Source organism: Bradyrhizobium sp. AZCC 1678 (assembly GCF_036924765.1).
Classification (GTDB): domain Bacteria; phylum Pseudomonadota; class Alphaproteobacteria; order Rhizobiales; family Xanthobacteraceae; genus Bradyrhizobium; species Bradyrhizobium algeriense.
Genome location: NZ_JAZHSE010000001.1, coordinates 1,948,038 through 1,970,864, shown reverse-complemented (window position 1 = coordinate 1,970,864; position 22,827 = coordinate 1,948,038). Strand labels below are relative to the sequence as shown.

22 protein-coding genes are annotated in these 22,827 nt (G+C 64.3%); 7 read left to right on the top strand and 15 right to left on the bottom strand.

Features of this window, described 5'->3' with window-relative positions:
* Positions 1-5: 5 nt before the first annotated feature.
* Positions 6-560, top strand: a complete 555-nt coding sequence (locus tag V1294_RS09400; RefSeq protein WP_145963705.1) for a hypothetical protein — start codon at positions 6-8, stop codon at positions 558-560.
* A gap of 58 nt (positions 561-618) precedes the next feature.
* Here V1294_RS09400 and V1294_RS37920 read toward each other — a convergent pair whose 3' ends face one another.
* From V1294_RS37920 to V1294_RS09380, 5 genes are all read right to left on the bottom strand, one after another.
* Positions 619-1,035 (bottom strand): helix-turn-helix domain-containing protein, encoded by a 417-nt coding sequence (locus V1294_RS37920; RefSeq protein WP_442895435.1) that lies wholly within the window; start codon positions 1,033-1,035, stop codon positions 619-621.
* A 91-nt stretch (positions 1,036-1,126) separates the two neighbouring features.
* Complete coding sequence (locus V1294_RS09395) at positions 1,127-1,453, bottom strand: hypothetical protein (protein WP_108520433.1); 327 nt, start codon at positions 1,451-1,453, stop codon at positions 1,127-1,129.
* 269 nt (positions 1,454-1,722) lie between these two features.
* Entirely contained in the window at positions 1,723-3,363 is a 1,641-nt protein-coding gene (gene pgm / locus V1294_RS09390; protein WP_334496561.1) for a phosphoglucomutase (alpha-D-glucose-1,6-bisphosphate-dependent), read from the bottom strand.
* Between the two features lie 101 nt (positions 3,364-3,464).
* On the bottom strand, positions 3,465-3,719 hold the full coding sequence (locus V1294_RS09385) for a DUF3551 domain-containing protein (protein ID WP_334477342.1): 255 nt from the start codon (positions 3,717-3,719) through the stop codon (positions 3,465-3,467).
* Positions 3,720-3,944: 225 nt separating this feature from the next.
* Positions 3,945-4,460, bottom strand: a complete 516-nt coding sequence (locus tag V1294_RS09380; RefSeq protein WP_334496559.1) for an acyl-CoA thioesterase — start codon at positions 4,458-4,460, stop codon at positions 3,945-3,947.
* Positions 4,461-4,799: 339 nt separating this feature from the next.
* Here V1294_RS09380 and V1294_RS09375 point away from each other — a divergent pair, with 339 nt between their 5' ends.
* The gene (locus V1294_RS09375) at positions 4,800-5,318 is read left to right on the top strand and encodes a MarR family winged helix-turn-helix transcriptional regulator (RefSeq protein WP_334496557.1); all 519 of its coding nucleotides are present in this window, start codon (positions 4,800-4,802) and stop codon (positions 5,316-5,318) included.
* A 17-nt stretch (positions 5,319-5,335) separates the two neighbouring features.
* On the opposite strand, the gene V1294_RS09370 is transcribed toward V1294_RS09375, so the two are convergent.
* Entirely contained in the window at positions 5,336-6,979 is a 1,644-nt protein-coding gene (locus tag V1294_RS09370) for an ATP-dependent acyl-CoA ligase (RefSeq protein WP_334496555.1), read from the bottom strand.
* 173 nt (positions 6,980-7,152) lie between these two features.
* Here V1294_RS09370 and V1294_RS09365 point away from each other — a divergent pair, with 173 nt between their 5' ends.
* A complete protein-coding gene (locus V1294_RS09365) occupies positions 7,153-8,772 on the top strand; it encodes an AMP-binding protein (protein ID WP_334496553.1) in 1,620 nt (539 codons plus the stop codon).
* Positions 8,773-8,790: 18 nt separating this feature from the next.
* Here the strand turns inward: V1294_RS09365 and V1294_RS09360 are convergent, their stop codons facing one another.
* The 7 genes from V1294_RS09360 to V1294_RS09330 form a co-directional block, all read right to left on the bottom strand.
* Positions 8,791-9,948, bottom strand: a complete 1,158-nt coding sequence (locus V1294_RS09360) for an ABC transporter substrate-binding protein (protein WP_334477332.1) — start codon at positions 9,946-9,948, stop codon at positions 8,791-8,793.
* Between the two features lie 27 nt (positions 9,949-9,975).
* Positions 9,976-10,761: a cyclase family protein gene (locus tag V1294_RS09355; RefSeq protein WP_334496551.1), complete on the bottom strand. Its 786-nt coding sequence runs from the start codon at positions 10,759-10,761 to the stop codon at positions 9,976-9,978.
* A 29-nt stretch (positions 10,762-10,790) separates the two neighbouring features.
* Positions 10,791-12,032, bottom strand: coding sequence for an SDR family NAD(P)-dependent oxidoreductase (locus tag V1294_RS09350; protein WP_334496549.1), 1,242 nt, complete (start codon positions 12,030-12,032; stop codon positions 10,791-10,793).
* Positions 12,029-13,207 (bottom strand): thiolase family protein, encoded by a 1,179-nt coding sequence (locus V1294_RS09345; RefSeq protein ID WP_334496547.1) that lies wholly within the window; start codon positions 13,205-13,207, stop codon positions 12,029-12,031. Before V1294_RS09345 ends, V1294_RS09350 begins: the two co-directional genes overlap by 4 nt.
* Positions 13,208-13,233: 26 nt before the next feature.
* On the bottom strand, positions 13,234-13,662 hold the full coding sequence (locus V1294_RS09340) for an organic hydroperoxide resistance protein (protein WP_334496545.1): 429 nt from the start codon (positions 13,660-13,662) through the stop codon (positions 13,234-13,236).
* A 9-nt stretch (positions 13,663-13,671) separates the two neighbouring features.
* Positions 13,672-14,472, bottom strand: a complete 801-nt coding sequence (locus tag V1294_RS09335; RefSeq protein ID WP_334496543.1) for an aspartate/glutamate racemase family protein — start codon at positions 14,470-14,472, stop codon at positions 13,672-13,674.
* 506 nt (positions 14,473-14,978) lie between these two features.
* Positions 14,979-15,818, bottom strand: coding sequence for an alpha/beta fold hydrolase (locus V1294_RS09330; RefSeq protein WP_334477323.1), 840 nt, complete (start codon positions 15,816-15,818; stop codon positions 14,979-14,981).
* 140 nt (positions 15,819-15,958) lie between these two features.
* Between V1294_RS09330 and V1294_RS09325 the strand changes: the two genes are divergently transcribed.
* Genes V1294_RS09325 through V1294_RS09310 form a run of 4 tightly spaced genes read left to right on the top strand, consistent with a single transcriptional unit; the run spans position 15,959 to position 20,665 of the window.
* Positions 15,959-17,107 carry an ABC transporter substrate-binding protein gene (locus tag V1294_RS09325; RefSeq protein ID WP_108520542.1) on the top strand — a complete coding sequence of 383 codons (1,149 nt, stop codon included), beginning with the start codon at positions 15,959-15,961 and terminating at the stop codon, positions 17,105-17,107.
* A gap of 38 nt (positions 17,108-17,145) precedes the next feature.
* Complete coding sequence (locus V1294_RS09320; protein ID WP_334496541.1) at positions 17,146-18,189, top strand: branched-chain amino acid ABC transporter permease; 1,044 nt, start codon at positions 17,146-17,148, stop codon at positions 18,187-18,189.
* Positions 18,186-19,955: a branched-chain amino acid ABC transporter ATP-binding protein/permease gene (locus V1294_RS09315; protein ID WP_334496538.1), complete on the top strand. Its 1,770-nt coding sequence runs from the start codon at positions 18,186-18,188 to the stop codon at positions 19,953-19,955. The genes V1294_RS09320 and V1294_RS09315 overlap by 4 nt, the downstream gene beginning before the upstream one ends.
* Positions 19,952-20,665, top strand: coding sequence for an ABC transporter ATP-binding protein (locus V1294_RS09310; protein ID WP_334477319.1), 714 nt, complete (start codon positions 19,952-19,954; stop codon positions 20,663-20,665). The genes V1294_RS09315 and V1294_RS09310 overlap by 4 nt, the downstream gene beginning before the upstream one ends.
* Before the next feature lie 94 nt (positions 20,666-20,759).
* Here V1294_RS09310 and V1294_RS09305 read toward each other — a convergent pair whose 3' ends face one another.
* Positions 20,760-21,737, bottom strand: coding sequence for a 3-hydroxybutyryl-CoA dehydrogenase (locus tag V1294_RS09305; protein WP_334496536.1), 978 nt, complete (start codon positions 21,735-21,737; stop codon positions 20,760-20,762).
* A complete protein-coding gene (locus V1294_RS09300) occupies positions 21,734-22,825 on the bottom strand; it encodes an NAD/NADP-dependent octopine/nopaline dehydrogenase family protein (protein ID WP_334496534.1) in 1,092 nt (363 codons plus the stop codon). The genes V1294_RS09305 and V1294_RS09300 overlap by 4 nt, the downstream gene beginning before the upstream one ends.
* Positions 22,826-22,827 lie beyond the last annotated feature (2 nt).

The following is a 22,827-nucleotide window of genomic DNA, read 5'->3' as shown; positions in this document are numbered from 1 at the left end:
AATTTATGCTCGCGAAAGCCTTAGTCATAGCCATGGCAGCAGATATTGCCCGATCAGACTATGCCAAGCCGACCTTGATTCGTAGCCGTAGCCGCGAGTGGCTGATCGCCTGCCGTTGGGGACCAGAGGGCGAATATCTTTCGATCGCGACGGCCGGCCCGATCACGGAGCCTCTCGCGCTGGTTGCACCGCAGGTAATCGCGCCGATCCACTGCCTGGTCGGCGTACTGGTTTCCGAATCGGAATCGCAATCCACCAGCACATTCCTGTTGGTGCGTCAGTTGCCTGGTGCGATCGAGCTCGCCGGTACATTTTTTCCGGCTGATGGCTACGTGCTGCTGCAGGACCACGGCGATATCCATCTCGTCTGCAAGGCGCGCTATTCGCACAGCTGCGGCTGGCTCGACGGCAAGGAGATCCGCAAGGACATTCCCGATCCGGCACCCTATTCGGCCGAGGCAATGTCCTGGCATATCGAAGCGACGCGCCGTGACTGGATCGGCGAGTTCATTCCCGGCAGCAGGCCGCCGGAGCGGCTTGCGATTCGCGCGACGGGCTGACGCCTCCAACCGGATTTGCGGAGCGGCACAGGATTGCTGCTCGTCTTCCTGCGGAAGACTATCCTCGCGAGGGAAACTTCCGCCGCTCACCAAGATCGACAGTATTCAGTCGTGCAACCGTGGCCTTGGTCCCGGAAGTTCGATCGGCGATGCTTTCAACCAGCTTCGCGATGCAAGACCGGACGCGCGGACTGGGCGTTCGCGCATAGGCCTTGAGAACGCGCAAGGCGCCCGGCTCGGCAAGCAAGCGAACCGCTGAATTCATGCCGGGAGATCCAGCCTGGGAAGATTCAAAAAACTCGCCAACCGAGACGTCCAGCACGGAAGCGATTTGCGCCAACCGGCTCGCGCCAACCCGGTTGGCGCCTCGTTCGTATTTCTGCACCTGTTGAAAGGTAACGCCGATTCGTTCTGCGAGTCCGGTTTGGCTGATGCCGCGGTTGATCCGCAACATACGAATCCTGGCACCCACCATCTCATCGAGCGGGCCAGACTTCCTCGTCGCCATGTGCGGCTCCCAACTGTTCAAGCTGGAACCTTAGCACAACCTCAGGGAGCTCAGGATACTAATTTGCGATCACAGGAAGCATTTTTACGCGCTGCTCGACATTGACGTGGTCAATCGTCAACCGCCCGTTGGGGTCGATCGCCGCCTTCATGGCCGGCGGGCGGCCGGTTTCGAGAAATTGCTGCAGGACGGCACGGCTCTCGTCCGAGAGCGCAAACAGCCCACGCATCAATTCAAAGAATCCCGGTTCTTCCGCTACATAGAGCAGTTCGCGCAGCTCCGCGCCGGTATATTGCCCCAGTGCCGTCAAAAGCCATTCGGTTTGGTCATTCGGATCGCTCTCAGGCACGCGATTCAGATAGTAGACAACCGATTCCGCACTCATTTCATCCCCCGGTACCTCGATAGCTCCCAGGCCCCCCGCTCCCGGTCGGCATTCTGGCAGCTAACTCCCGAGCCTAACACTGCTTGGGCCTTCGTGATTTCAGCGTGATCGCGAGCACGACGGCGCCCGAACTTCAGTTCCACAGCTCCAGCCTGGTCAGGGCTGTGCCGAACTGGCGCAGCTGGGTGCTGCCTGGCGCAAGATTCTTCCGCCGTTCGGTAGCGATTCGGGACTTCCCATTGCAAAAACCTAATCGCCTCACCGCGGAATCAGAAGGCTTTCGCGATGGCGCGCTGCGCGTCCTGCTGAATCGCCTTCAGATGGTTCCGGTCCCGGAAACTCTCGGCGTAGATCTTGTAGACGTCTTCGGTGCCCGATGGCCGCGCGGCAAACCATCCCGCCTCGGATTCGACCTTGATGCCGCCGAAGGATTGATCGTTACCCGGCGCCCGGGTCCGAATCGCACTGACCGGTTCACCGGCAAGCTGGCGCATATCAAGCTGCTCCGGCCCGAGCGCCTTCAGCGCACTCTTCTGTTTCGGCGTCGCCGGCACGTCGATCCGCTCGTAATAGGGTACGCCGAGTTCGGCCGTGAGGGTGGCAAACAACTGGCTCGGGTCGCGGCCGGTGCGCCCGAGGATTTCGGCGGCGAGCAGCCCCATCACCATGCCGTCCTTGTCGGTCGTCCAGACCGAGCCGTCGCGCTTGAGGAACGAAGCACCGGCGCTTTCCTCGCCGGCGAATCCGAACGCACCGGTGCCGAGGCCTTCGACGAACCATTTGAAGCCGACCGGGGTTTCGACCAGCTTGCGTTTCAGCTTGCCTGCGACACGGTCGATGATCGAGCTGGAGACGATGGTCTTGCCGATCGCGGCCTCGCTGCCCCATTGCGGCCGATGCTCGAACAGATAGGCGATTGCCGCGGCGAGAAAATGGTTCGGGTTCATCAGACCGCCCGTGCGCGTCACGATGCCGTGCCGGTCGGCGTCGGTATCGTTGGCAAAGGCGACGTCGAACCTGTCGCGCATCGCAATCAGGCTCGCCATCGCGAACGGCGAGGAACAATCCATGCGGATTTTTCCATCCCAGTCCGCCGTCATGAACCGAAACGTCGGATCGACGGCATCGTTGACGATGGTCGCATCTATCCCATAACGCTCGATCAGCGGCGCCCAGTAGTTAACGGCGGCGCCGCCCAGCGGATCGATCCCGATTTTCACGCCCGATGATTTGATCAGCGCCATGTCCACGGCATTGCCGAGATCGGCGACATAGGGACTGACATAGTCGTGCAGATGTGTCGAAGGCGCCTTGCGGGCGCGCTCATACGACACCCGCACAACGCCCTTCATGTCGGCTTCCATGTAGGCGTTGGCGGCCTTTTCGACCCTGGCCGTCACATCCGTGTCGGCCGGGCCACCATGCGGCGGGTTGTATTTGTAGCCACCATCCTCGGGCGGATTATGCGACGGCGAGATGACGACGCCATCGGCAAGTCCGCTCGTTCGGCCTTTATTGTAGCTCAGGATCGCATGCGAGATCACAGGCGTCGGCGTGTAACCGCCGCGCTCGTCGATCATGATGTCGACGCCGTTGGCGGCAAACACTTCCAGCGCACTCACCAGCGCCGGCTCGGCGAGCGCATGGGTATCGATGCCGACGAACAGCGGACCGGTGAGCCCGGTTTCGCGTCGGTGGTCGCAGATCGCCTGAGTCGTCGCCAGGATATGGTTTTCGTTGAACGAGTTCTTCAGCGAAGTCCCGCGGTGCCCCGAGGTTCCGAAGGCAACGCGCTGGGTGGGATCGGAGGGATCCGGTTTCGACGTGAAATAGGCCGTTACCAGCTGCGGCACATTGACAAGGGAGGCGGGATCGGCCGGTTTGCCGGCAGCGGGATTGGGAGCAGTCACGAGACCTCACGGAATGGGTGGTTTCGCCTGACTATACGTAGAAGCGATGACGTGGGCAAAGTTGAGCATGGCGCCTCTGACGCAAGCCGATGCAGCAGCCTCTAGTAAACGTTGCGTTGCCGGTAGGGTTTCCTGTCGCCGTGCGCGAAATAAGGGTTGTTCAGGCATTGCGCCGCGCGGCCCGACGCGGACGCGGCGCACTGCGCCAGCGAAGTAAAGCTGCAGTCGATGTAGTTGCCGTCAATGCCGTAGGTTTGCAGGCAAACCGGGAAGCTTGGATCATAGGTCTGGGCGCGCGCGGGCGCCGCGACCAGCATCGTTCCGATCGTCAGAATCGTGCAAGCCAATACGCGCATTTGGGGGCTCCTTCAGGACAGGGGGGACAAGCCAATGGGGGAGCTTGGCTACTTCCCATCCACAAACAGATAGGAAGTAATAGAAAATCAGCCACGCGCAAAAGGGTCGCTCGCCTGGCGCTCTCGGACAGATGCGGTCGGGCAATCGGATGCCCCGTCTGTGTCGTGTTCAGCGGCCCCTCGTAGTCGGTATGCGCTCCGGGCGTTCAGCTTGGGGGACCGCCATCACGCCGGCAGGCTGCTCGGTCCGTATCTGAGGCTTGTTGAGGCAGGGCTGGCCGGCTCCTCGCAACGCGCCTGGTAATTCTTCAACGCGAGACGCATGTCATCCGGCAACGCAATCGATTTGTGATCCACCAGCGAGGTCGTCACGGTTACGAAGGTGGCGCGGACGCACTCGGTGCCATCCTTGAACGCGTGAACCGTGAGCTTCATCGAGGTGCGTCCGATGTCGCGCACGATGACGGCGACGTCGAGCACGTCGCCCATGCTGCTGGGCTTGGCGAAATCCGCCGAGACGTGCGCATAGCCGAGGCCGGTCCGCCGTGTTCCGACCAGTTCATGATAGGGCAGTCCCAGCGCATCGCCGTACCAGTCCTCGATCACGCCGTTGAACAAATTGAGATATTCCGGCGTGTAGACGATTCCGGCCGGATCGCACGAGCCGAAGCGTACCCGCAGGCGCGTGCGCCAGACGCCGCTCTGCAACTCGGAGAATGTCAGGGATTCAAAACGGGCCATGCGGTGGGCTCATTTAGTTTAGGCCTAAAGCATTATTTTATAGCCGGGCCGGCGCGCAGAGTCGAGCATTGAAGTCTCCGGACGCCGTGCCACGCCCCTCAATCGGCGATTCCGTGTCGAGGCGCACAGGCGCCTTTTCAGAAATTTAAGCGGTTTCCAGCGTGGCGGAGGCCCGCCCCGCTTGCTTCGCCACGATATCCTCTACTACGGTCGTGGGTGCTGCAGGCAACCGAACCGGGATCGTTCGGGCCAGGCACTTGATTTGGTCCCAAAGGATTTACACGTTCATTTCAGAGCCTTTGTGCCGATCCGCTCGGCTGCACAGGGAACGTGGGAGACATGGATTTGATGGCCGGCAAGGAGATCGCGCTGATCGACGAAGAGAACATGGCCGAGGACGACACGGACAACCGCGCCCAGGTCAGGGTATGGCTTCGCCTGCTTGCCTGTACGTCCTTGATCGGTGCCGAGCTTCGCCGTCAGTTCCGCGAAGAGTTCGACTTCACGATGCCGCGCTTTGACGTGCTGGCGCAGCTCGATCGCGAGCCTGTCGGGCTGGTGCTGGGCGAGCTGCCAAAGCGGTTGATGGTCACGGCCGGGAATCTGACCCCGATCGTGGATCGCCTGGTCGAAGACGGCTTCATCACGCGGTCGCCGTCGCCGCTCGACCGCCGCGTGCAGATCGTCTGCATGACGTCCGCGGGCAGGAAGGCGTTCAGGCGGATGGCGAAGAAGCACGGCCTCTGGCTGGCTTCGCTGTTGGCCGAGGTTCCGAAAGGGCGGCTTGACGGATTGGTCAAGGAGCTCGACGACCTGAAGAACGCCGTGAAGCGCGCGACGGAGCAGGCCCGCGCTTGATCGCGCGCGCCGCAAGGCTAGCGGCGCAGTCTGTATCCTGCGGCATCGCGGTCCCACGTATCGGGAGTCCTCCCGGCCTCGCGCAGCGCGACCTTTCGGATCTTGCCGTTCTCGGTGAGCGGCATTTCGGCGACGATCCGGACAAACCGCGGAACGGCGAAATAGGCCATCTTGCCCTCGCAATGCCTGACGACATCGATCGGCTCCAGTGCATGGCCGGGTTCGAGCTGAACGGCCGCCGCAAGCTCGTCCTCGCCGAGTTCGGACGGCAGCGGATAGACGGCGCAGGCAGCGATCGCCGGATGCTTCAGCAGCACCTGCTCGACCTCCCAGGATGAAACATTTTCGCCGCGCCGGCGGATGGAATCCTTCATCCGGTCGACGAAGCGGTAATGGCCATCCGCATCGCGCACGACGCGGTCGCCGGTGTGAAACCAGAAATTTCGCCACGCTTCGGCCGTCTTGTCCGGCATTCCGAAATAGCCCGTCGAGAATGCGAGCGGCTCGCGCGAGCGCAGCAGCAACTCACCGGCCTCACCGTCAGGGAGAGGCCCGTCGAGGGGATCGACGATGCAGGCCTCCACGCCCTCGACGAGATGGCCCATCGTGCCGGGGCGATCGGACGGGATCGTGCCCGCGAACACGAAATTCGTTTCGGTCGAGCCGTAGCCGTCGAGCAGCGGCACGCCAAAACGTTCGAGAAACGGACCGTGAAACTGACCGGGGACGCCGCCGCCGAGCGCGACCCGCAGGAAATGCGCGGTGTCGTCGGCGGATTTTGGCTGCGCCAGCAGCATCACGGCCATCGCGCCGAGGAGATAGCCGACGGTTGCCTGATGCCGTCGCGCCGCGGCCCAGAAACCGGAGGCGGAGAATTTCGGCTCCAGCGCGTAGGTGCAGCCGTTCAGCACCGCCTGATAGAACGCATTCAGCGCATTGGTGTGGAACAGCGGCAGCGTCGTGAACAGCACGTCGCCCTCGCGGATGCCGAGCGCGCGCGCCGAGTAGACGCCCCACCAAAACATCTGTGCCTGCGGGCAGCAGACGCCTTTTGAAGGCCCCGTGGTGCCCGACGTATAGAGGATCGCGACCGTGTCGTCCGGCTGCACCGGCGCGGGCGATGCCCCCTCGCCGAGCGCGGGCAGCGGCGTGATCGATCCTGATATGGCCGGAAGCGCGGCGCCTTCTCCAATCGTCCAGACAAGATCCGGCGGCGCGACGTCAGGCTCCAGCGTTTCGATCGCCGGCATGAAGCCTTGCTCGATCACCAGCAGTTTCGGCGTGGAATTGCGCAGGATGTGGCTGAGCTGGATGCCGCGCAGCGCGGTGTTGATCGGCACGGTCACGGCGCCCATCCAGGCACAGCCAAGATAGACTTCCAGAAATTCCGGCCGATTCGAACACATCAGCGCGACACGGTCGTCGGCCTGAATTCCGGCGCGCATCAGGCGGGCCGCGGATGCGGCGGCGATCGCAGCCGTCTCGGCATAGCTCCATCGTGTTTCGCCGAAGACAAACAGCGTGCGGTCGCGGTATTGCGCGGCCTGCCGCGTCAGAATGGTTGAGAGAACCCGGTCCGCCGGCGGGAAGCGCTCGACCGCCTGCGACCAGATCGGCGTACCCTGCCGCTGCCTGGCCGCGCTGCTCTCACCTGCCTGCACACGCGCCTCCCAAAGGTTTCGCCGGGCTGGTCTGCGATAGATCGCTCTTGGCCGACGAGATAGTTTAGGCTTAAACTATTCACGAAAGCTGCCGCCGCAGCAAGGGGCAGCACGCGGGTTCCGGCGGCCATCCGTTTCGGCGGCTGGAGGCACGAACAGGAGCGACGTCCACAATGAGCCTCGACACGTATCGATCGCCATCCGATGCCTTCGCAGCCACGGCCGCAAGGCGGCCGGACGCGCCATTCCTGCTGGCGCCTGCAAGCGCGGGACTGCCCTACGCGCCGGAAGGATTCAAGATCGAATACGGCGCGTTCAAGACCGAAGTAGATCGGCTGCGCGCCGAATACGCGGCTGCCGGCTACGGACGCGGGGCGCGGGTTGCCTTGCTGCTTGAAAATCGCCCGGTCTTCTTCCTGCATTGGCTCGCTCTCAATGCGCTCGGGGTTTCGATCGTTCCGATCAACCCGGACGTCCGGCCCGACGAATTGTCCTTTCAGCTAGAGCTGTCACAGGCCGACCTGCTGGTGGCGACGCCGGATCGCATGCAGGTGACGAAGGGGGCGGCACTCGGGCGCGCCCGCCTGATCGATACCGACAGCCGCATTCCCCCATGCCGGACGGACGTCGTCGCGCAGGATGCCGAGTTCAACGCCGAATGCGCGCTGCTGTTTACTTCAGGCAGCACCGGCAAGCCAAAAGGCTGCATGCTCTCGAACCGCTATTTCCTGCAGGTCGCCGACTGGTACCTCGCACAGGGCGGCGTCGCCGAGCTGCAGCCGGACCGCGAGATCAACCTGACGCCGCTGCCGATGTTTCACATGAACGCGCTCGGCTGCAGCGCGGTCGGCATGATGGTGCTCGGCGGCGCCGTGGTGCCGCTCGACCGATTTCACGCCAACCGATGGTGGCAATGCGTGGCCGATAGCGGCGCAACCGTCGTGCATTGTCTCGGCGTCATCCCCGCCATTCTGCTGCAACTGCCGGTGACCGAGGTGGAACGGCAGCACCGCGTGCGTTTCGCCTTTGCGCCCGGCGTCGATGTCCGCCACCGCGCCACCTTCGAGGAACGCTATCGCATCCCGATCGTCGAGGCCTGGGCGATGACCGAGACCGGCGGCGCGGCGGCCACGACCACGTCGCGCGAACCGGCAGGCTTTGGCGCGCGCTGCGTCGGCCGGCCATCTGAAGGCATGGAGTATCGCCTTGTTGACGATCAGGGCGCCGATGTCGCGCCTGGAAAACCCGGCGAATTGCTGGTCCGCGCCAAGGGCGATGATATCAGGGCCGGATTCTTCAGCGGCTATCTAAAGGACGAGGAAGCCACCGAAGCCGCGTGGCAGGACGGCTGGTTCCATACCGGAGACCTCGTCTTCGCCGACGAAGACGGGCTGATGTATTTCTTCGATCGCAAGAAGACCATCGTGCGGCGCAGTGGCGAGAACATCGGCGTGCTCGAGGTCGAAAGCGCGCTTTACATGGACGCGCGTATCGGCGGCTGCGCGGTGACGCCCGTTCCCGACGACATCCGCGGCGAAGAGGTCTTTGCTTTCATCGTGCCGAATGCTGAGATCGACGACGCAGATGCGCTCGCGGCCTCGATCGTCAAGACCTGCGCCGAGCGCCTCGCCTATCACAAGGTGCCCGGCTATATCGCTTTCGTCGACGAACTGCCGCTATCGTCGACGCGCAAGCTCGCCCGGGGCGAGATCAAGACGCTCGCGGCGGCTTCCGTCAATGACAAGCGCGCGATCGACATGCGCGCGCTCAAGGCCAGGCTGCGCCACGCCTGAGCCGCGGGCCTGCCGCCGTCACGGCAGCAGCTTGTACTTGCCGTTTTCGATCTGGACCAGAATACGTGAGCGGCTGTCCACGCCGTGACGATCGGCCGGCGTATAGGTGTAAACGCCATGTGTACCCACGACTTCCTTGGTCGTGAACAGCGCTTCGCGCAGCGCGTTGCGGAATGCCGGCGTGCCGGGCACCGCACCCGTCGCCTTGGCGCGCTTGGCGGCATCCATGAACACCAGCCAGCCATCGAAGGCATAGGGCGAAAACCCATCGGTCGGCGCCTCGCCATTGGCCTTCTCATAGGCGGCGCGGAACGCCAGCCCGACCTTGCGGATCGGATTGCTCTCGGGAAGCTGCTCGGCTGCCGTTATCGGCCCGGTCGGACAGATGATGCCCTCGGCCGATTTGCCGGCAAGCCGCAGCAAGTCGGCGCTGATCATCCCATTGTTGCCGTAGAGCGGTCCCTTGTAGCCACGCTCGGACAACGTGATCACCGGCAGCGCGCCCGGCGTCCCGGTGCCACCCAGCATGATCGCGTCGGGCCGCGCCGAGACCGCACGCAGCACCTGCGCGGTGACTGAGTTGTCGGAACGCGCATAGCGCTCATTCGCGACGACCTTGATATTGGCCGCTTCAGCAGTTTGCAGCAGGGCGTTATAGAACAGATCGCCGAGAGCGTCGGAGAAGCCGATAAAGGCGACGGTCTTCACGCCGCGGCTCTTCATGTGATCGACGATGCCCTGAACGAGGAGCGGCATCGGCTGTGGCGTTTGCACCACCCACGGCCCGCCCTCCCCGGCAGGCACCGGCGCGATCGGCGAGACCGCCACCATCGGGACCTTCATCTCGATCGCAGCCGTGGCCATCGCCAGCGTCTGCGGTGCGCCGGACGTGCCGATCAGGAAGTCGACCTTCTCCTGTTCGACCAGCTTGCGGGCGATGCGCGTCGAAGCGGCCGGGTCAGAGCCGTCGTCGAGCTGGATGACGCGAACTTTTTCGCCATCGACCTCGCCGATATAGGTCTGGCCCGCGGCCAATCCTTTGGCGTTCGGCACGCCGATCGAGGACACCGGTCCGCTCAGGCCGGTGACGAAACCGACGAGGATGTCGGCACGCGCCGGTGCCATAGCGCCGAGCAGAAGCGCGGCGCTGATCAACAGAGTCTTGTTGTTTTTCATGATCTCACTCGATGTGGACGAATGGGCTCAACCCTGCCCGGGTACCAGCGCAAGGACACGCAGCGGACTGCCGGAGCCGTTCTGGATCTTGAGCGGCGCGGCCACGATCACAGCACCGGTCGGCGGGAGCTGATCGAGATTGCACAGGCATTGCAGGCCGTAACGCCCGCCACCGTGAAGAAAATGGTGCGCCGGATAAGGCGGCTCGAGATGACCGGCCTGGCCGGCATCGGTCCCGATCGTCTCGGTGCCAAGGCCGATGATGCCGCGCTCCTCGACCAGCCAGCGCATCACGGCGGCATCCGGCCCGGGCGTGTGCGCGCCGTCGTCCTTCAGATTAGCGTAGTCGCGCCAGCCCTTCTTCGACCAGTCGGTGCGCAGCAGCACCCAGTGCCGTTCCGGAATCCGCCCGTGGCTTTTTTCCCAGGCCTCGACCACCGGAATCGTCAAAAGGAAATCCGCATCCTTTGCAGCTTGCGCCGAGCAATCGATCACGCAGGCCGGCGCGATCATGTCGCGCACCGGGAGCGTGTCGACTGCGTTGTTCGGCAGATCCTTGCCGGTGAACCAGTGGATCGGCGCGTCGAAATGCGTACCGGTGTGCTCGCCGAAGGTCAGGTTGTTCCAGTACCAGGCAGGACCACTCGCGTCGTAGCGCGAAATCTGCTGGATGCGCACAGGCGCGGCCTGGCCGAATTCCGGCGGCAGTACGATGACGGGGAAGTCCGGGCTGAGCGTAAACGTCAGATCGACGACGCGCACCGCGCCGGATGCGACCGCGCCGGCAAATTGCATGAGACCATTGCTGTCCATTGCGCTTCTCCCGTTTCCAGCAAATCCGCCTACGCCCCGAGTTCACGCTCGACCGCCTTGGGGTTGGCCGCAAGGCGCTGGCGAATGTCCTCGGCGACATCGCCCACGAACACATCTTCCAGTCCGCGCTTGAGCGCCGACACGATCGCGCTCGCAACCGCACGGGGCGCGACCTTCGGCGGCGGCACCGTCTGGAACCATTCGATATCGAGCGGCCCTGTGAACACGTTGACCACCTTGACGCCGCCCGGGCGAAGCTCCGCCCGCAGGCAGTGCGACAATGAGAGACAAGCTGCCTGCGACGCTGAATACGCACCGAACACCGGCCAGTTCGCCAGCGCATAGACCGACAGGATATTGACCCAGGCAGCTGCGCTGTTGACGCCATCGGAGCCCCGCATCCGCATCGCCGGCCCAAACGCCTGCGCCAGATGCACGAAGCCGAGGTAGCTCTGGTCGATCTCGTCGCGCAGGACGCTGGTGCCCTGACGATCGAGCAGCCCGCCGGCGCGGACATGCTCGGAAGTGTTGATGAGGATATCGACCTTGCCGCCGATATCAGCCGCGAGATCCGCGACGGACTTCTCGTCGCCGATATCGAGCGGCACGATCTCGACGCCCTCCAGCGCGCGCAGCGCATCCTCGCCGCGGAACGGCTTCCACGGCTCGGCGACGCCGACGAATACGATCGATGCCCCGGCTGCCTTCAGCCCGGCCACCACTTCCTGACCGACGATGCTCCGCCCGTTCGTCACCAGAACGCGCCGGAATTTTGGATCGGCGGTCATCTCACGCCACTGCCTGTCATCCGTCATGTTGGGGGTCTCACGTTCGGGGTGCGCGAAGGCCACTGCCTGCCCGCTCTTGTCCAATTGAAACGACATCACGACCGGCTGCCCCTCTTCGCAATCGGCATGCAGGTGCGTCACCAGTTTCGGCCCGCATTCCATCGCAACCAGGCCGACGCGCCACGGCGCGCGCTCGCGGAAGTGTACATCGGCCGGGACGTGCAGCGTGGTTTCGCTCAAGAGCGTGCCGCCCCGCGGCGCGTCCGTGAAAATAAGATCGGCGGAAAGGCATGCGGGGCACGCATCACGCGCCGGATAGCAGAACGCCCCGCAACCGCCGCAGCGCTGCAGCATGAAACGGCCTTCGGCGGCGGCCCGCGTAAAGCCGTGCGACGCGCGGCTGCGCGCGCGCGGCGGCGACGTCGGCAACCGCGTCCGCAACAGCGGATTCTTCCGGCGCGGTTTTACGATCGGTTCGATCATGAGCCTGGTCCCGCGAGGATCGCCGCGCCCGAGGCGAGGCCGCGATCATAGTTGATCATTCCAAAGCCTGACGCCAACCCGATGCGCGCATCGCTCACCTGCGTCGGACCGGCCTGCCCGAGCACCTGCCGCAATGCCTCGACCACCCCAAGATAGGCGCCGCCCGCGCCGGCCTGCCCGACCGAGAGCTGGCCGCCGGAGGTATTGTGCGGGAAGCTGCCGTCGATCGTAAGGTCATGCTGCCGCACGAAGTCAGGCCCTTCACCTTTGCGACAGAAGCCGAGGTCCTCGAACTGCATCATCGAAATGACCGGGTAATCGTCATAGGTCTGGACGAAGTCGAGATCGTCAGGCTTGACGCCGGCCATCGCGTAGAGCTCGTCGACGTCCATCGCCCATCCACCGCGCACCTGAACGGGATCGTCGCTGAACGCATTGTGACGCTCGATCGTAGAGAGAATTTTGGCTGCGGGCAGGTTCAGGGATGCGGCGACGTCCTCGCTCATCACCAGGAAGGCCTCCGCGCCCGCGCACGGCATCACGCAGTCGAACAGATGGATCGGATCGGCGATCGGGCGCGCCGACATGTATTGCTCGATCGTGAGCGGCGCTTTCATCAGGGCATGGGGATTACGAAGCGCGTTGCTGCGCTGGGCCACCGCGATCTTGCCGAAATCCTCGCGCCGCGCACCGAACGTCCGCATGTAGTTGCGTGCGATAAGCGCAAAGCTCGCATTGGCGCCACCGGCGCCATAGGGATAGACGGCATCCTGATTGAAGCGCGAGAAATTCTCCAGCGTGTAGCGGAAGGAGTCGACGTGGTTGGTATCACCCGCCACGCACGCCACGATGCGGGCGTCGCCCGCCTGCACTGCCCGCGCGGCTTTCCGGAGCGCGGCAATCGCGCTCGCGCCCCCGAGCGGAATGGTGTCGATCCATCGCACGCACAGTCCGAAGTGCTGGGTGAGGCTGATCCCGCTATCGAGCCCCGCCGTGAAACTCGAAACACAGAAGCCGTCGATGTCGCGCGGCGTGATCCCGGCCCCATCGACCAGCGATTTCAGCGCGCGGCCGATCCACCATTGCGCGCTCTCGATCGAGTAGCGCGTATAGGGAATCGTTACCGGAACCGCCATCAGGACCCGATCATAAGGTGTTCGGATGGAGTTCTGCATCGGACTGCCGGGTTCCTGTGAGCCGCTTAGAGTACGGTCAGCTTGACGTCGATATTGCCGCGCGTTGCGTTGGAATAAGGGCAACGCTCGTGGGCGCCGGCAACGACTTCCTCGGCGACGGATTTCTCCAGCCCGGGCAACAGTACCTTGAGCTCGACGGTGAGCGCGTAGCCAACCGCGACCGGCCCCATGCCGACCTTGGCGGCAACGGTCGGCTCCGCCGACGGCGTGATCTTGCGCGTGCGCGCGACGAGTTTTACCGCGCCGAGGAAGCACGCGGCATAACCGGCGGCGAAAAGCTGCTCCGGATTGGTTCCCGGTCCACCCGGCCCGCCCAGTGATTTCGGTACCGACAGCGACACCGACAGAAGCCCGTCGTCGCTCGCGGCCTTGCCGTCGCGCCCGCCGGTCGCGGTTACTTCGGCTTCATACAGAATCTTGTCTGGCTGCAGCATGTCTTGCCCTCAAGAGGTCTTTGGTTTGTCGGCTTGCGAGCGCGCCACGGTGGCGCGGAAATCCTGGCGGGCGCGATCATTGGCCAGCGCGAAGCTCGGCCCCCGGCTCGGCTCGGTGCCGTTGAGGCGCTGCAACTGCACCCACATCTCGGCGCTCTTGAGCGCAACCGCTGCGCAGTTCACCACGGGCGCATGACCTATCTTGAAGCCATGCTCGCTCGCAATCAGGAGGCCGGGCAACACGCCTGCCGGAATGATGACATCGGCGCCGCGATCGACCAGCGGCTGCGCGCAGGCAGCGAAGTCGGCCAGCATGCGCGCCCTCGCCGCCGCGTCGCCAGCGAACGCCGCGCTGAAATCCTCCGGACGGCAACCCATCCCGGTGACATGCACCACGCGGCCGGAAAGCCCGTAACGATCGGCCTGTTCGTAATGCCAGACCTCGAAGGCTGAATCGAGCGTGACAAGGCCGAGCCGCCGCCCAAGCTGCGAGGCCGCGAGCAGCGTGGCCTCGCCAGCGCCGACCACCGGAATCGTGAGCGCCGAGCGCAGTTCGTACAATCCTGGATCCTGGAAGTGACCCATGACATAGGCGTCGAAGCCGTTCTCCTGCGCCGCGAGCCCGTTGTCGACCGCCTGGATCGCGCAACGAAATTCGCTCAAGCGACCGAAGTCGCGGTCGGCGGGCGTGATGCCCTCGACGTGGACGCTGGTGCCGGGCGCCGCGATATCGTTCAGATAGGCCGCAAGCCGTGCCATGTAGGGCGCGCTCGTAGCCTGGTCGACGAAGCTCTGCCAGAAGATGCGCACAGCAATATCCTGTTTCACAGGCGAACCGTGCCGAGCCTCGAACCTCCGCGGTCACGGAGGGGTGACGACACGCACAAGCCTGTCGTTGCGGAGGCGCGTTGTAGCGTGACGCCGTCCCATCGACCGAAATATTTCAACCACAAAATAATTTTGGCGTCAATTGAACCGCGCGCCGGCGCATGCTGTGCACGACTGGATCGGTTTGCCGAAAGGACAGGCAGATAGCGCCTTACCCTTTTGCATAAGCGAATTCAGCTCTCGCGGCCGCACGCGCTGCGGCAAACTTTTTCCGCGGAGCGCGAATCTGGCGTATTGACCTGCGGCCGAGAAATACTTTAGGCTTTAAACAATTGACAGGGAGTGAGCGCCGTGCAGACGCACGTCGCCTTGATAGTTGCGTTGATAAAGGCTCTTCAATCGTGGCTGAGATCATTGACCTCGGGATGGCCAGTGCTGCGGGCGGGTTCGCATTCGCCGCGGCCGGTCCGGTCGTTTCAGGATCCACTTCAGGTCTTGGCCGTCTGAATCTTGGCCGTCTGGGCGGCAACGAAATCGCGGACGAGGCCAGCGAAAGCCTCCGGCATCTGATCGGGAAGCGGCACCATGCCTCCTGAAAGCTCGCGCAAGATGCTGCCTTCGATAGCTCCAGCGACCTTCGGAGCCACCGGATGAACGTGCGGATCGCCCGTCGGAGCAATGACCAGCGTGGGACAGTGGATCTGCCCCAGACGGTCTTCCATCCGATAGCGATTCACCACCCGGTGCCCTTCCGCCGCCATCTCGCCGGCCCGCAGGGCGTCGACCACGAAGCGCTGCAGCAGATCGATATCATCAGCGGGGTAGAACGGTTGCCGGCGCGCCCAGAGCTCAGTGAGATGGGCGCCGTCGGTACGTGCTTCCACATCGTCGATGACGCGCGTGCCGTGGTGTTTGGCCCGGCGCGCCGCATCGACGAAAGGACACGCCGAGAGCACCAAGGCGCTGACGCGCGCTGGCACCGAGGCAGCCATTTCGATCGCGATCACCGCGCCGGTATGATGGCCGACGATCGCGGCGCGCGGTTCTTCCAGCGCATCGAGCAGCGCGAACGCGCCCTCGGCCCACAGCTCAATCGACGGGTCGCCGGCGGGCGAAGCGGAATCCCCGAAGCCGAGCGTGTCCATCGCGATCGCGCGGAAATCGCGGCCGAGCAGCGGCAGCACATCGCGATACTCGTCCCACGAGCGCGGCGTCTGATGCAGCAGGAGAACAGGAAAACCGGTTCCCGCCATGGCGACGTGAATGCGACCGAGAGGCGTCGTGACGAAGCGGCGCTCGACATTGGAACCGGTTCTGGTGACGCTCATTTCACAACTCCCATGCCGACGCGGGGATCATGCCTGCGCCGGGCTTCGACGACAATCACGGCATCGATCGTGCTGGTCCGACCTCGATCCATGCTGACATCTCGCTCAGGTCGCGGCTGATTTCAACCAAGGGGAATGCAATGCGCAAGATGTTGAGTTTGACTGCACTCATCGGCGGCCTCGTCGCGGCCTCGACCGCACAGGCCGACATCACGATCGGATTCGTGACGTCGCTCAGTGGACCCGGCGCCTCGATCGGAATCCCGTATGGGCGCGGCATCCAGGCGGCCATGGAATACAAGAGCGAGGTCAACGGCGAGAAGATCAAGCTGATCCAGCTCGACGACGGCTCCGATCCCTCTGCCGCCACCCGCAACGCGCGCAAGCTCATTGAGGAAGAAAAGGTCGATCTCCTGATCGGCACCGCAACGGCACCTTCGACCATCGCGATGATGGCGGTCGCGACCGAACTGAAGGTGCCGATGATCGCCGTCTCCCCGGTGATCGGACAGCCCAACCCGGCCGACCAGTGGGGCATCTCCGTTCCGCAGCCCGCCTCGCTGCTGGTCAAGGTCGTCGCCGATCGCATGAAGCGCGATGCCATGAAGAATATCGGCTATATCGGCTTCTCCGATGCCTGGGGCGATCTCGTCTACAACGGCGCCAAGGCTGTCGAAGCCGAGGACGGCATCAAGGTGCTGACCAATGAGCGCTACGCGCGCGTCGATACGTCAGTCACGGGCCAGATCCTTAAAGTTCTCGCGGTGCGTCCGGATGCCGTGCTGATCGGCGGATCGGGTACGCAGGGCGCGCTGCCGCTGCTCGCGCTCGGCGAGCGTGGCTTCAAGGGCAAGACCTACGGCACGGTTGCGCTGGTCAATCCCGATTTCGTGCGCGTCGGCGGCAAATCCGCGGAAGGCATTCAGGTCTCCGCCGGCCCGGTCATCGTGGCCGAGCAGCTTCCCGACAGCCATTTCGCCAAGAAGCTTGCGCTCGAATTCCGTGCCGCCTTCCTGAAGGCCAACAACGTCCCGACCACGGACGGCTTCTCGGCCTATTCCTTCGACGGCTGGATGATCTTCACGACCGCCGCCGCTCGTGCGCTGAAGACCGCCAAACCCGGCACCGTCGAATTCCGCAAGGCCATGCGCGACGAGATCCTCAACACCAAGGAGCTCTCGGGCGTGCACGCGGTCTACAACTTCAAGGCCGGCGCCTACCACGGCGTGGACGAGCGCGCGCTGGTGATCGTCCGCCTGGTCAACGGCGCCTGGACCTACCAGCCCTGAGCGAAGCCTAAGCGTAACACGGAAGGACGGCCGACAGCATGACGGCAGACATCGCAGCGATCCTTGCGATCGACGGAATAGCCACCGGGGCGGTCTACGCCCTGGTGGCGATCGGAACCGTGCTGATCTTCACCGTGACGCGGGTGATCTTCATTCCGTTCGGCGACATCGCGGCCTTCACGGCGTTGACGCTGGCGGCGCTCGATGCCAGGCAGCTTCCCGGAACGGTCGGGCTAGTTGTCGTGCTGGCCTGCATGGCCTGCGTGATGGAGGTCGTCTCGCTGGCGCGCGCCGGCGAGTTTCGCGCGGTGCCGAAGGCCGTCCTCGGCTATCTCGTGCTGCCATTGATTGTCGTCGGGATCGTCTGGCTGACGATGCGCTTCAATCCACCGATGCCGGTCCGGATCGTGCTGGCGCTGCTCTTGATCATGCCCATCTCGCCGCTGCTGGACCGGATCGTGTTCCGCCCGATCGCGGACGCCTCGGTTCTGCTGCTGCTGACGGTCTCGGTCGCGCTTCACTTCGCGCTGGTCGGACTTGGCTTGCTGTTCTTCGGCCCCGAAGGCGTCAGGACCGAGCCGTTGACGTCGATGGCGATCGAGATCGCCGGCGTTCACGTTTCCGGACAGACGGTGCTGATCCTGGCGGCGGCGCTGGTGTTCAGCGGCTTGCTGTTTCTGTTTTTCGACTTCACGCTGGTCGGCAAGGCGTTGCGCGCGACCGCCCTGAACCGCACCGGCGCACGGCTGATGGGAATCCGGCCCGCGCGCGCCGGGACCATCGCCTACCTCCTGGGATCGCTGATGGCCGGTGTCTCCGGCATCCTGATCGCGCCTGTGAACACCATCTTCTACGACTCCGGATTCCTGCTCGGCCTGAAGGCCTTTGTCGGCGCCATCGTCGGCGGCATGGCCAGCTATCCTGGCGCGGCACTCGGCGCGTTCGGCGTCGGCATCATCGAGAGCTTCGCGTCGTTCCAGAGCAGCACCTTGAAGGACGTCATCGTCTTCTCGCTGCTGATCCCCGTCCTGCTCTGGCGCTCGCTCGCCTCGCAGCATTCCGAAGAGGAAGTCGAGGAATGACACTGCAGCAGATCCGTCTCATCTTGGCCGCGGCGATCGCCTGTCTCGTGGCGGCGCCCTTCGTGCTCAATCCGTTCAGCATCACCTTGCTGAACTACATCGGCATCTACTCGCTTGCCGCCATCGGGCTCGCGCTGCTGACCGGGGTCGGCGGCATTGTCTCGTTCGGCCAGGCGGCCTTCGTCGGCGTCGCAGCCTACTCAACCGCCTGGGTCACGGCGGTGAACGGCTATTCGCCCTGGCTCGGGCTCGTGCTGGCCGTCGTCCTGACCTGCAGCATCGCCGCGATCCTGGGCTTCGTGACGCTGCGCCTGGGCGGCCACTTCCTGTCGCTAAGTACGGTTGCCTGGGGACTGGCGATTGCGTTCCTGTTCGGCAACATCGATGGCCTCGGTCAACATAACGGCATCTCGGGCGTTCCGCCGATTTCGTTCGGTCCGCTCGCTTTGGTCGAGAGCCGGCAGATCTATTTCCTGATCTGGGCGATCGTCGTGGCGGTCCTTTTCGTCTGCTACAACCTTCTCGACTCCCGCATCGGGCGGGCGATGCGCGCGCTCCGTGGCGGCAATACGCTGGTCGAAAGCCTCGGGATCAGCGCATTCCAGATCAAGCTGGTGACGTTCGTGATCGCCGCATTCCTCGGCGCGCTGTCCGGATGGCTCTATGCCCATCTCGGCCGTTTCGTCAGCCCCGGACCGTTCGAGGCCGGCATGGGCATCGAGTATCTGATGATGGCGATGGTCGGCGGTGCCGGCAGCATTCTGGGCGGCGTGGTTGGTGCGGCGATCGTCACGCTGTTGAAGAACACCGTGCAGGACTATTTGCCGCTGATCGCAAAGGGCGCCTCCGGCCAGCTCGAGATCGTGGCGTTCTCGGCGCTGTTCATTCTGTTCCTCCAACGCGCCCGGCAGGGCATCGTCCCGTTCCTCGCAGGTTTTCTGCCGGACCTGAAACAGTCCCGTCCGCAAGCGGCGACGCCATTGCCGCGCCGCGAGCAGCCCGCGCCCGGCACGCTGCTTCTCAAGGTCAGCGGCGCGCAGCGGCGATTTGGCGGTCTCGTCGCCGTCAACAATGTCAGCTTCGACGTGAAGTCCGGCGAAATTCTAGGCCTGATCGGGCCGAACGGCGCGGGCAAGACCACGATGTTCAACCTGCTCACGGGAGCGCTGCGCGCCAACAGCGGCGAGATCGCGTTCGCGGGCCGCTCGATCACCCGCGACCAACAGTTTCACATCGCCCGCGCCGGAATCTCCCGCACCTTCCAGCACGTCAAGCTGCGCCCGCGCATGACGCTGCTCGACAACGTGCTGCTCGGCACCTATTCGCGCACCCGGACCGGCCTGTTCGCCGGCGCGCTGCGCCTCAATCAGGCGGAAGAAGCCAGTGCCCGCTACGAAGCGCTGCGGCAGCTCGAACGGGTCGGGCTCGGCGACAAGCCGTTCGAACTCGCCGGCAATCTGCCGCTCGGCAATCAGCGCGTGCTCGAGATCGCCCGCGCGCTCGCCGCCGATCCGACGCTGCTCGTGCTCGACGAGCCGGCGGCCGGCCTGCGTCGTCAGGAAAAGCTCAAGCTTGCCGAACTGCTGCGGTCGCTGCGCGCGGACCACCTGACGATCCTCCTGGTCGAGCACGACATGGAGTTCGTGATGTCGCTGGTTGATCGCATCGTCGTACTCGATTTCGGCTCAAAGCTCTGCGAGGGCGAACCGGCAGCGATCCGCAGCGACGCCCGCGTCCAGGAAGCCTATCTCGGAGGTGTCGCGTGACACAGATGCTTTCGATTGAGGATGTGTCGGTCGGCTACGGCAAGGTGGAAGCCGTACGCAATGTCTCGCTGTCGGTCGAAGAAGGACAGATCGTGACCGTGATCGGCCCGAACGGCGCCGGCAAGACTACCCTTCTGATGGCCGCCATCGGTCTGCTGAAGTCCACGGGACGGATGGTGTTCCAAGGCACCGATCTGGCGCGGATCGATGTCGAGGGCCGCGTCGAGCGCGGCCTTTGCCTTGTGCCCGAGAAGCGCGAGCTGTTCGCCGACATGTCAGTCGCCGACAACCTGTTGCTCGGCACCTACAGCCTGCGCGACCGCTCGACGACACGCAAAAGCCTCGACGACGTGTTCGACCGTTTCCCCCGGCTGAAAGAGCGCAGCAAGCAGGCCGCCGGCACGCTGTCGGGCGGCGAGCGGCAGATGCTGGCGCTCGGCCGGGCGCTGATGGCGAAGCCGAAACTGCTAGTGCTCGACGAACCCAGTCTCGGCCTCGCGCCGCTCATCGTCCGCGAAATCTTCCGCACCATCGCCTCGCTGCGAAGCCTCGGCGTCTCGGTCCTGCTCGTCGAGCAGAACGCCCGCGCCGCGCTGGAGACCGCGGATTACGGCTATGTGCTGGAGACCGGCGAGATCATCCAGTCCGGGCCGGCGGACACGTTGATCCATGATCCAAAGCTGATCGCCGCCTATCTCGGCGGGCACTAGCGGGACCAAAACTACGAAAACAACCCCATGCAAAGTAGAAATGGGGCCTCGCATCGTCCGAACATACCAGAACTAGTAGCAAAAACAGCGCGCGTTACGCGACGGGTTCGCGCGCAAGACCCATGGCGCGCAACGCCGAGGCAAAGGCGGCGAGCCGCTGCTCGCGATAGGCGGCGAGATCGACACCTTCGTAGTTCATGAATCCCTGCCCGGTCTTCATGCCAATTCGTCCCTCGCGCATATTCGTCGCAATGATCGGCGGCGCTGCGTAGCGGTTATCGCCGAGCGCCCCGACCAGATAGTTGCTGGCGTGATGCAGGATGTCGCCGCCGCCCCAGTCGATGAATTCGAGCAAGCCGAGGATCGCAAAGCGGAATCCAAAACCGTGGATGACCGCCTTGTCGATATCCTCCGCCGATGCGACGCCCTCTTCGACCATACGGGCGGCTTCATTCATCGCCAGCGACTGGATTCTCGGCACGATGTAGCCCGGCCGTGCCGCGCACACGACCGGCACCTTGCCGATCCCTTCGAGCAGCGCCTTCAGGCGTGCCGTGACCTCGGGTGCGGTCAGCCGTCCCGGGGACAATTCGATCAGCGGCACGAGAAACGCAGGATTGAGCCAGTGCGCATTGAGGAAGCGAGCGGGATGTTCGATCGAGCCGGCGAGATCGTCGACCAGAATCGTGGACGTGGTCGAGGCAATGATCGGACCGGGGCCGGCAAGGCGGGAAGCTTCGCCGAGCGCCGCCTGCTTCAGCGCCAAGATTTCGGGCATTTCCTCGAACACCACGTCACAGCGCGGCAACACCGAACCGGCCTCCTGCCTGGATACGACCGTGACCCGATCGGCAATCGTGCCCACCAGCTCTTTCGGGAGCAGATCGATCCTGGACAGGATTTCGAGGGTCGAGCGGATCTCGGCTCTCGCCTCGGCCGCGAGCACATCGAACGCCGCGGCTTCCCGCTGCTTGAAATCGACGATGACGACCTGATGGCCGGCGAAAGCGAACACGACGGCGATCCCGCGACCCATTCGCCCGGCGCCGAGGCAGCCGATGACCGGTTTCATCGAAAGCCCTCCTTAAGCAGGCCCTGCAACGCAGTCCGGTCGAGCGCGCCAAGCCCGAGCGAGGACAAGGTCCGGCCGTCGGTCGCGAAATCCTGCCCCGTGATGGCGGAGCCGATCGCCAGGAACGCCTTGACGAGCGGCGTTTGCACGCCCGCAAGACCTGCCACCGATGCAAGGAACGACAGGCCGAGCCGCAAATCCTCCAGCATGTAGCGATGCTCGACGAGAACGAGGCGTTCCGACCAATCGCCGGAATCCGTAAGCTGGTCGTGCGCGTCGCGCGCATACATCCAGGGCTCGCCCTCCTTCGCATAATGGTCGGCCAACGGAAAATGCGGCCCTCTGTAGCCAAGCGCCTCGCGGATGGCGATGCGTTCGGCATCGAGTGCGTCCGTAACACGGCGTATGGCCGGCTGCGTTCCTTCCTTGTGGATGTCCCACTTGTCGAAATGTTCGATCGGGCCGGCGTTCATGGTGATCAGCGGCGGATGGATGATCGGACCGGCATTCATCAGCGAGCCCGAGAGCGCATCGCCGCATGGCTCGATCGCGTTCGGAAACGCGCGTTCGATCACGCCCAGCGCATGCGGTTCGAGGCGTAATGGAAATACGCCGGTCGGCAACCGCGCGCCCCGGCCCGAGATGCGGACCGCATAAGGACCCTGCTTGCGCGCAAGCCACGGCAGGGTCCCGGTCTCCGCGGTTGCGATCTCGGCGCGGTTGCCTGCATCCCGCGCGGCGCGGGCAAAGATGTAGGAGCCGAATGTGCCGGGCGGCAGGAACACGACCTGGCCGTCGCGCAAATGCGACGCGGCCAGTTCGGCGATCGCAGGCTGCGCGAAGGCCGGCGCCGGGCAGAGGATGAGATCCGCGGCGTCAATGGCTTCCGCAATCGACGACGTGATCATAGCCAGCCGGGCATCACGCCGCCCCGACCGATCGATGACCGTTATGGTGCCGCCCTGCGCGCGATGCGCCTCGACATCCCCGGGATTTCGCCGCCACAGCCGGACTTCGTGACCGGCCAATGCGAAGTCGCCGGCGGCCGCGAACGAACCGTTCCCTCCGCCCAACACTGCGATCTTCAAGA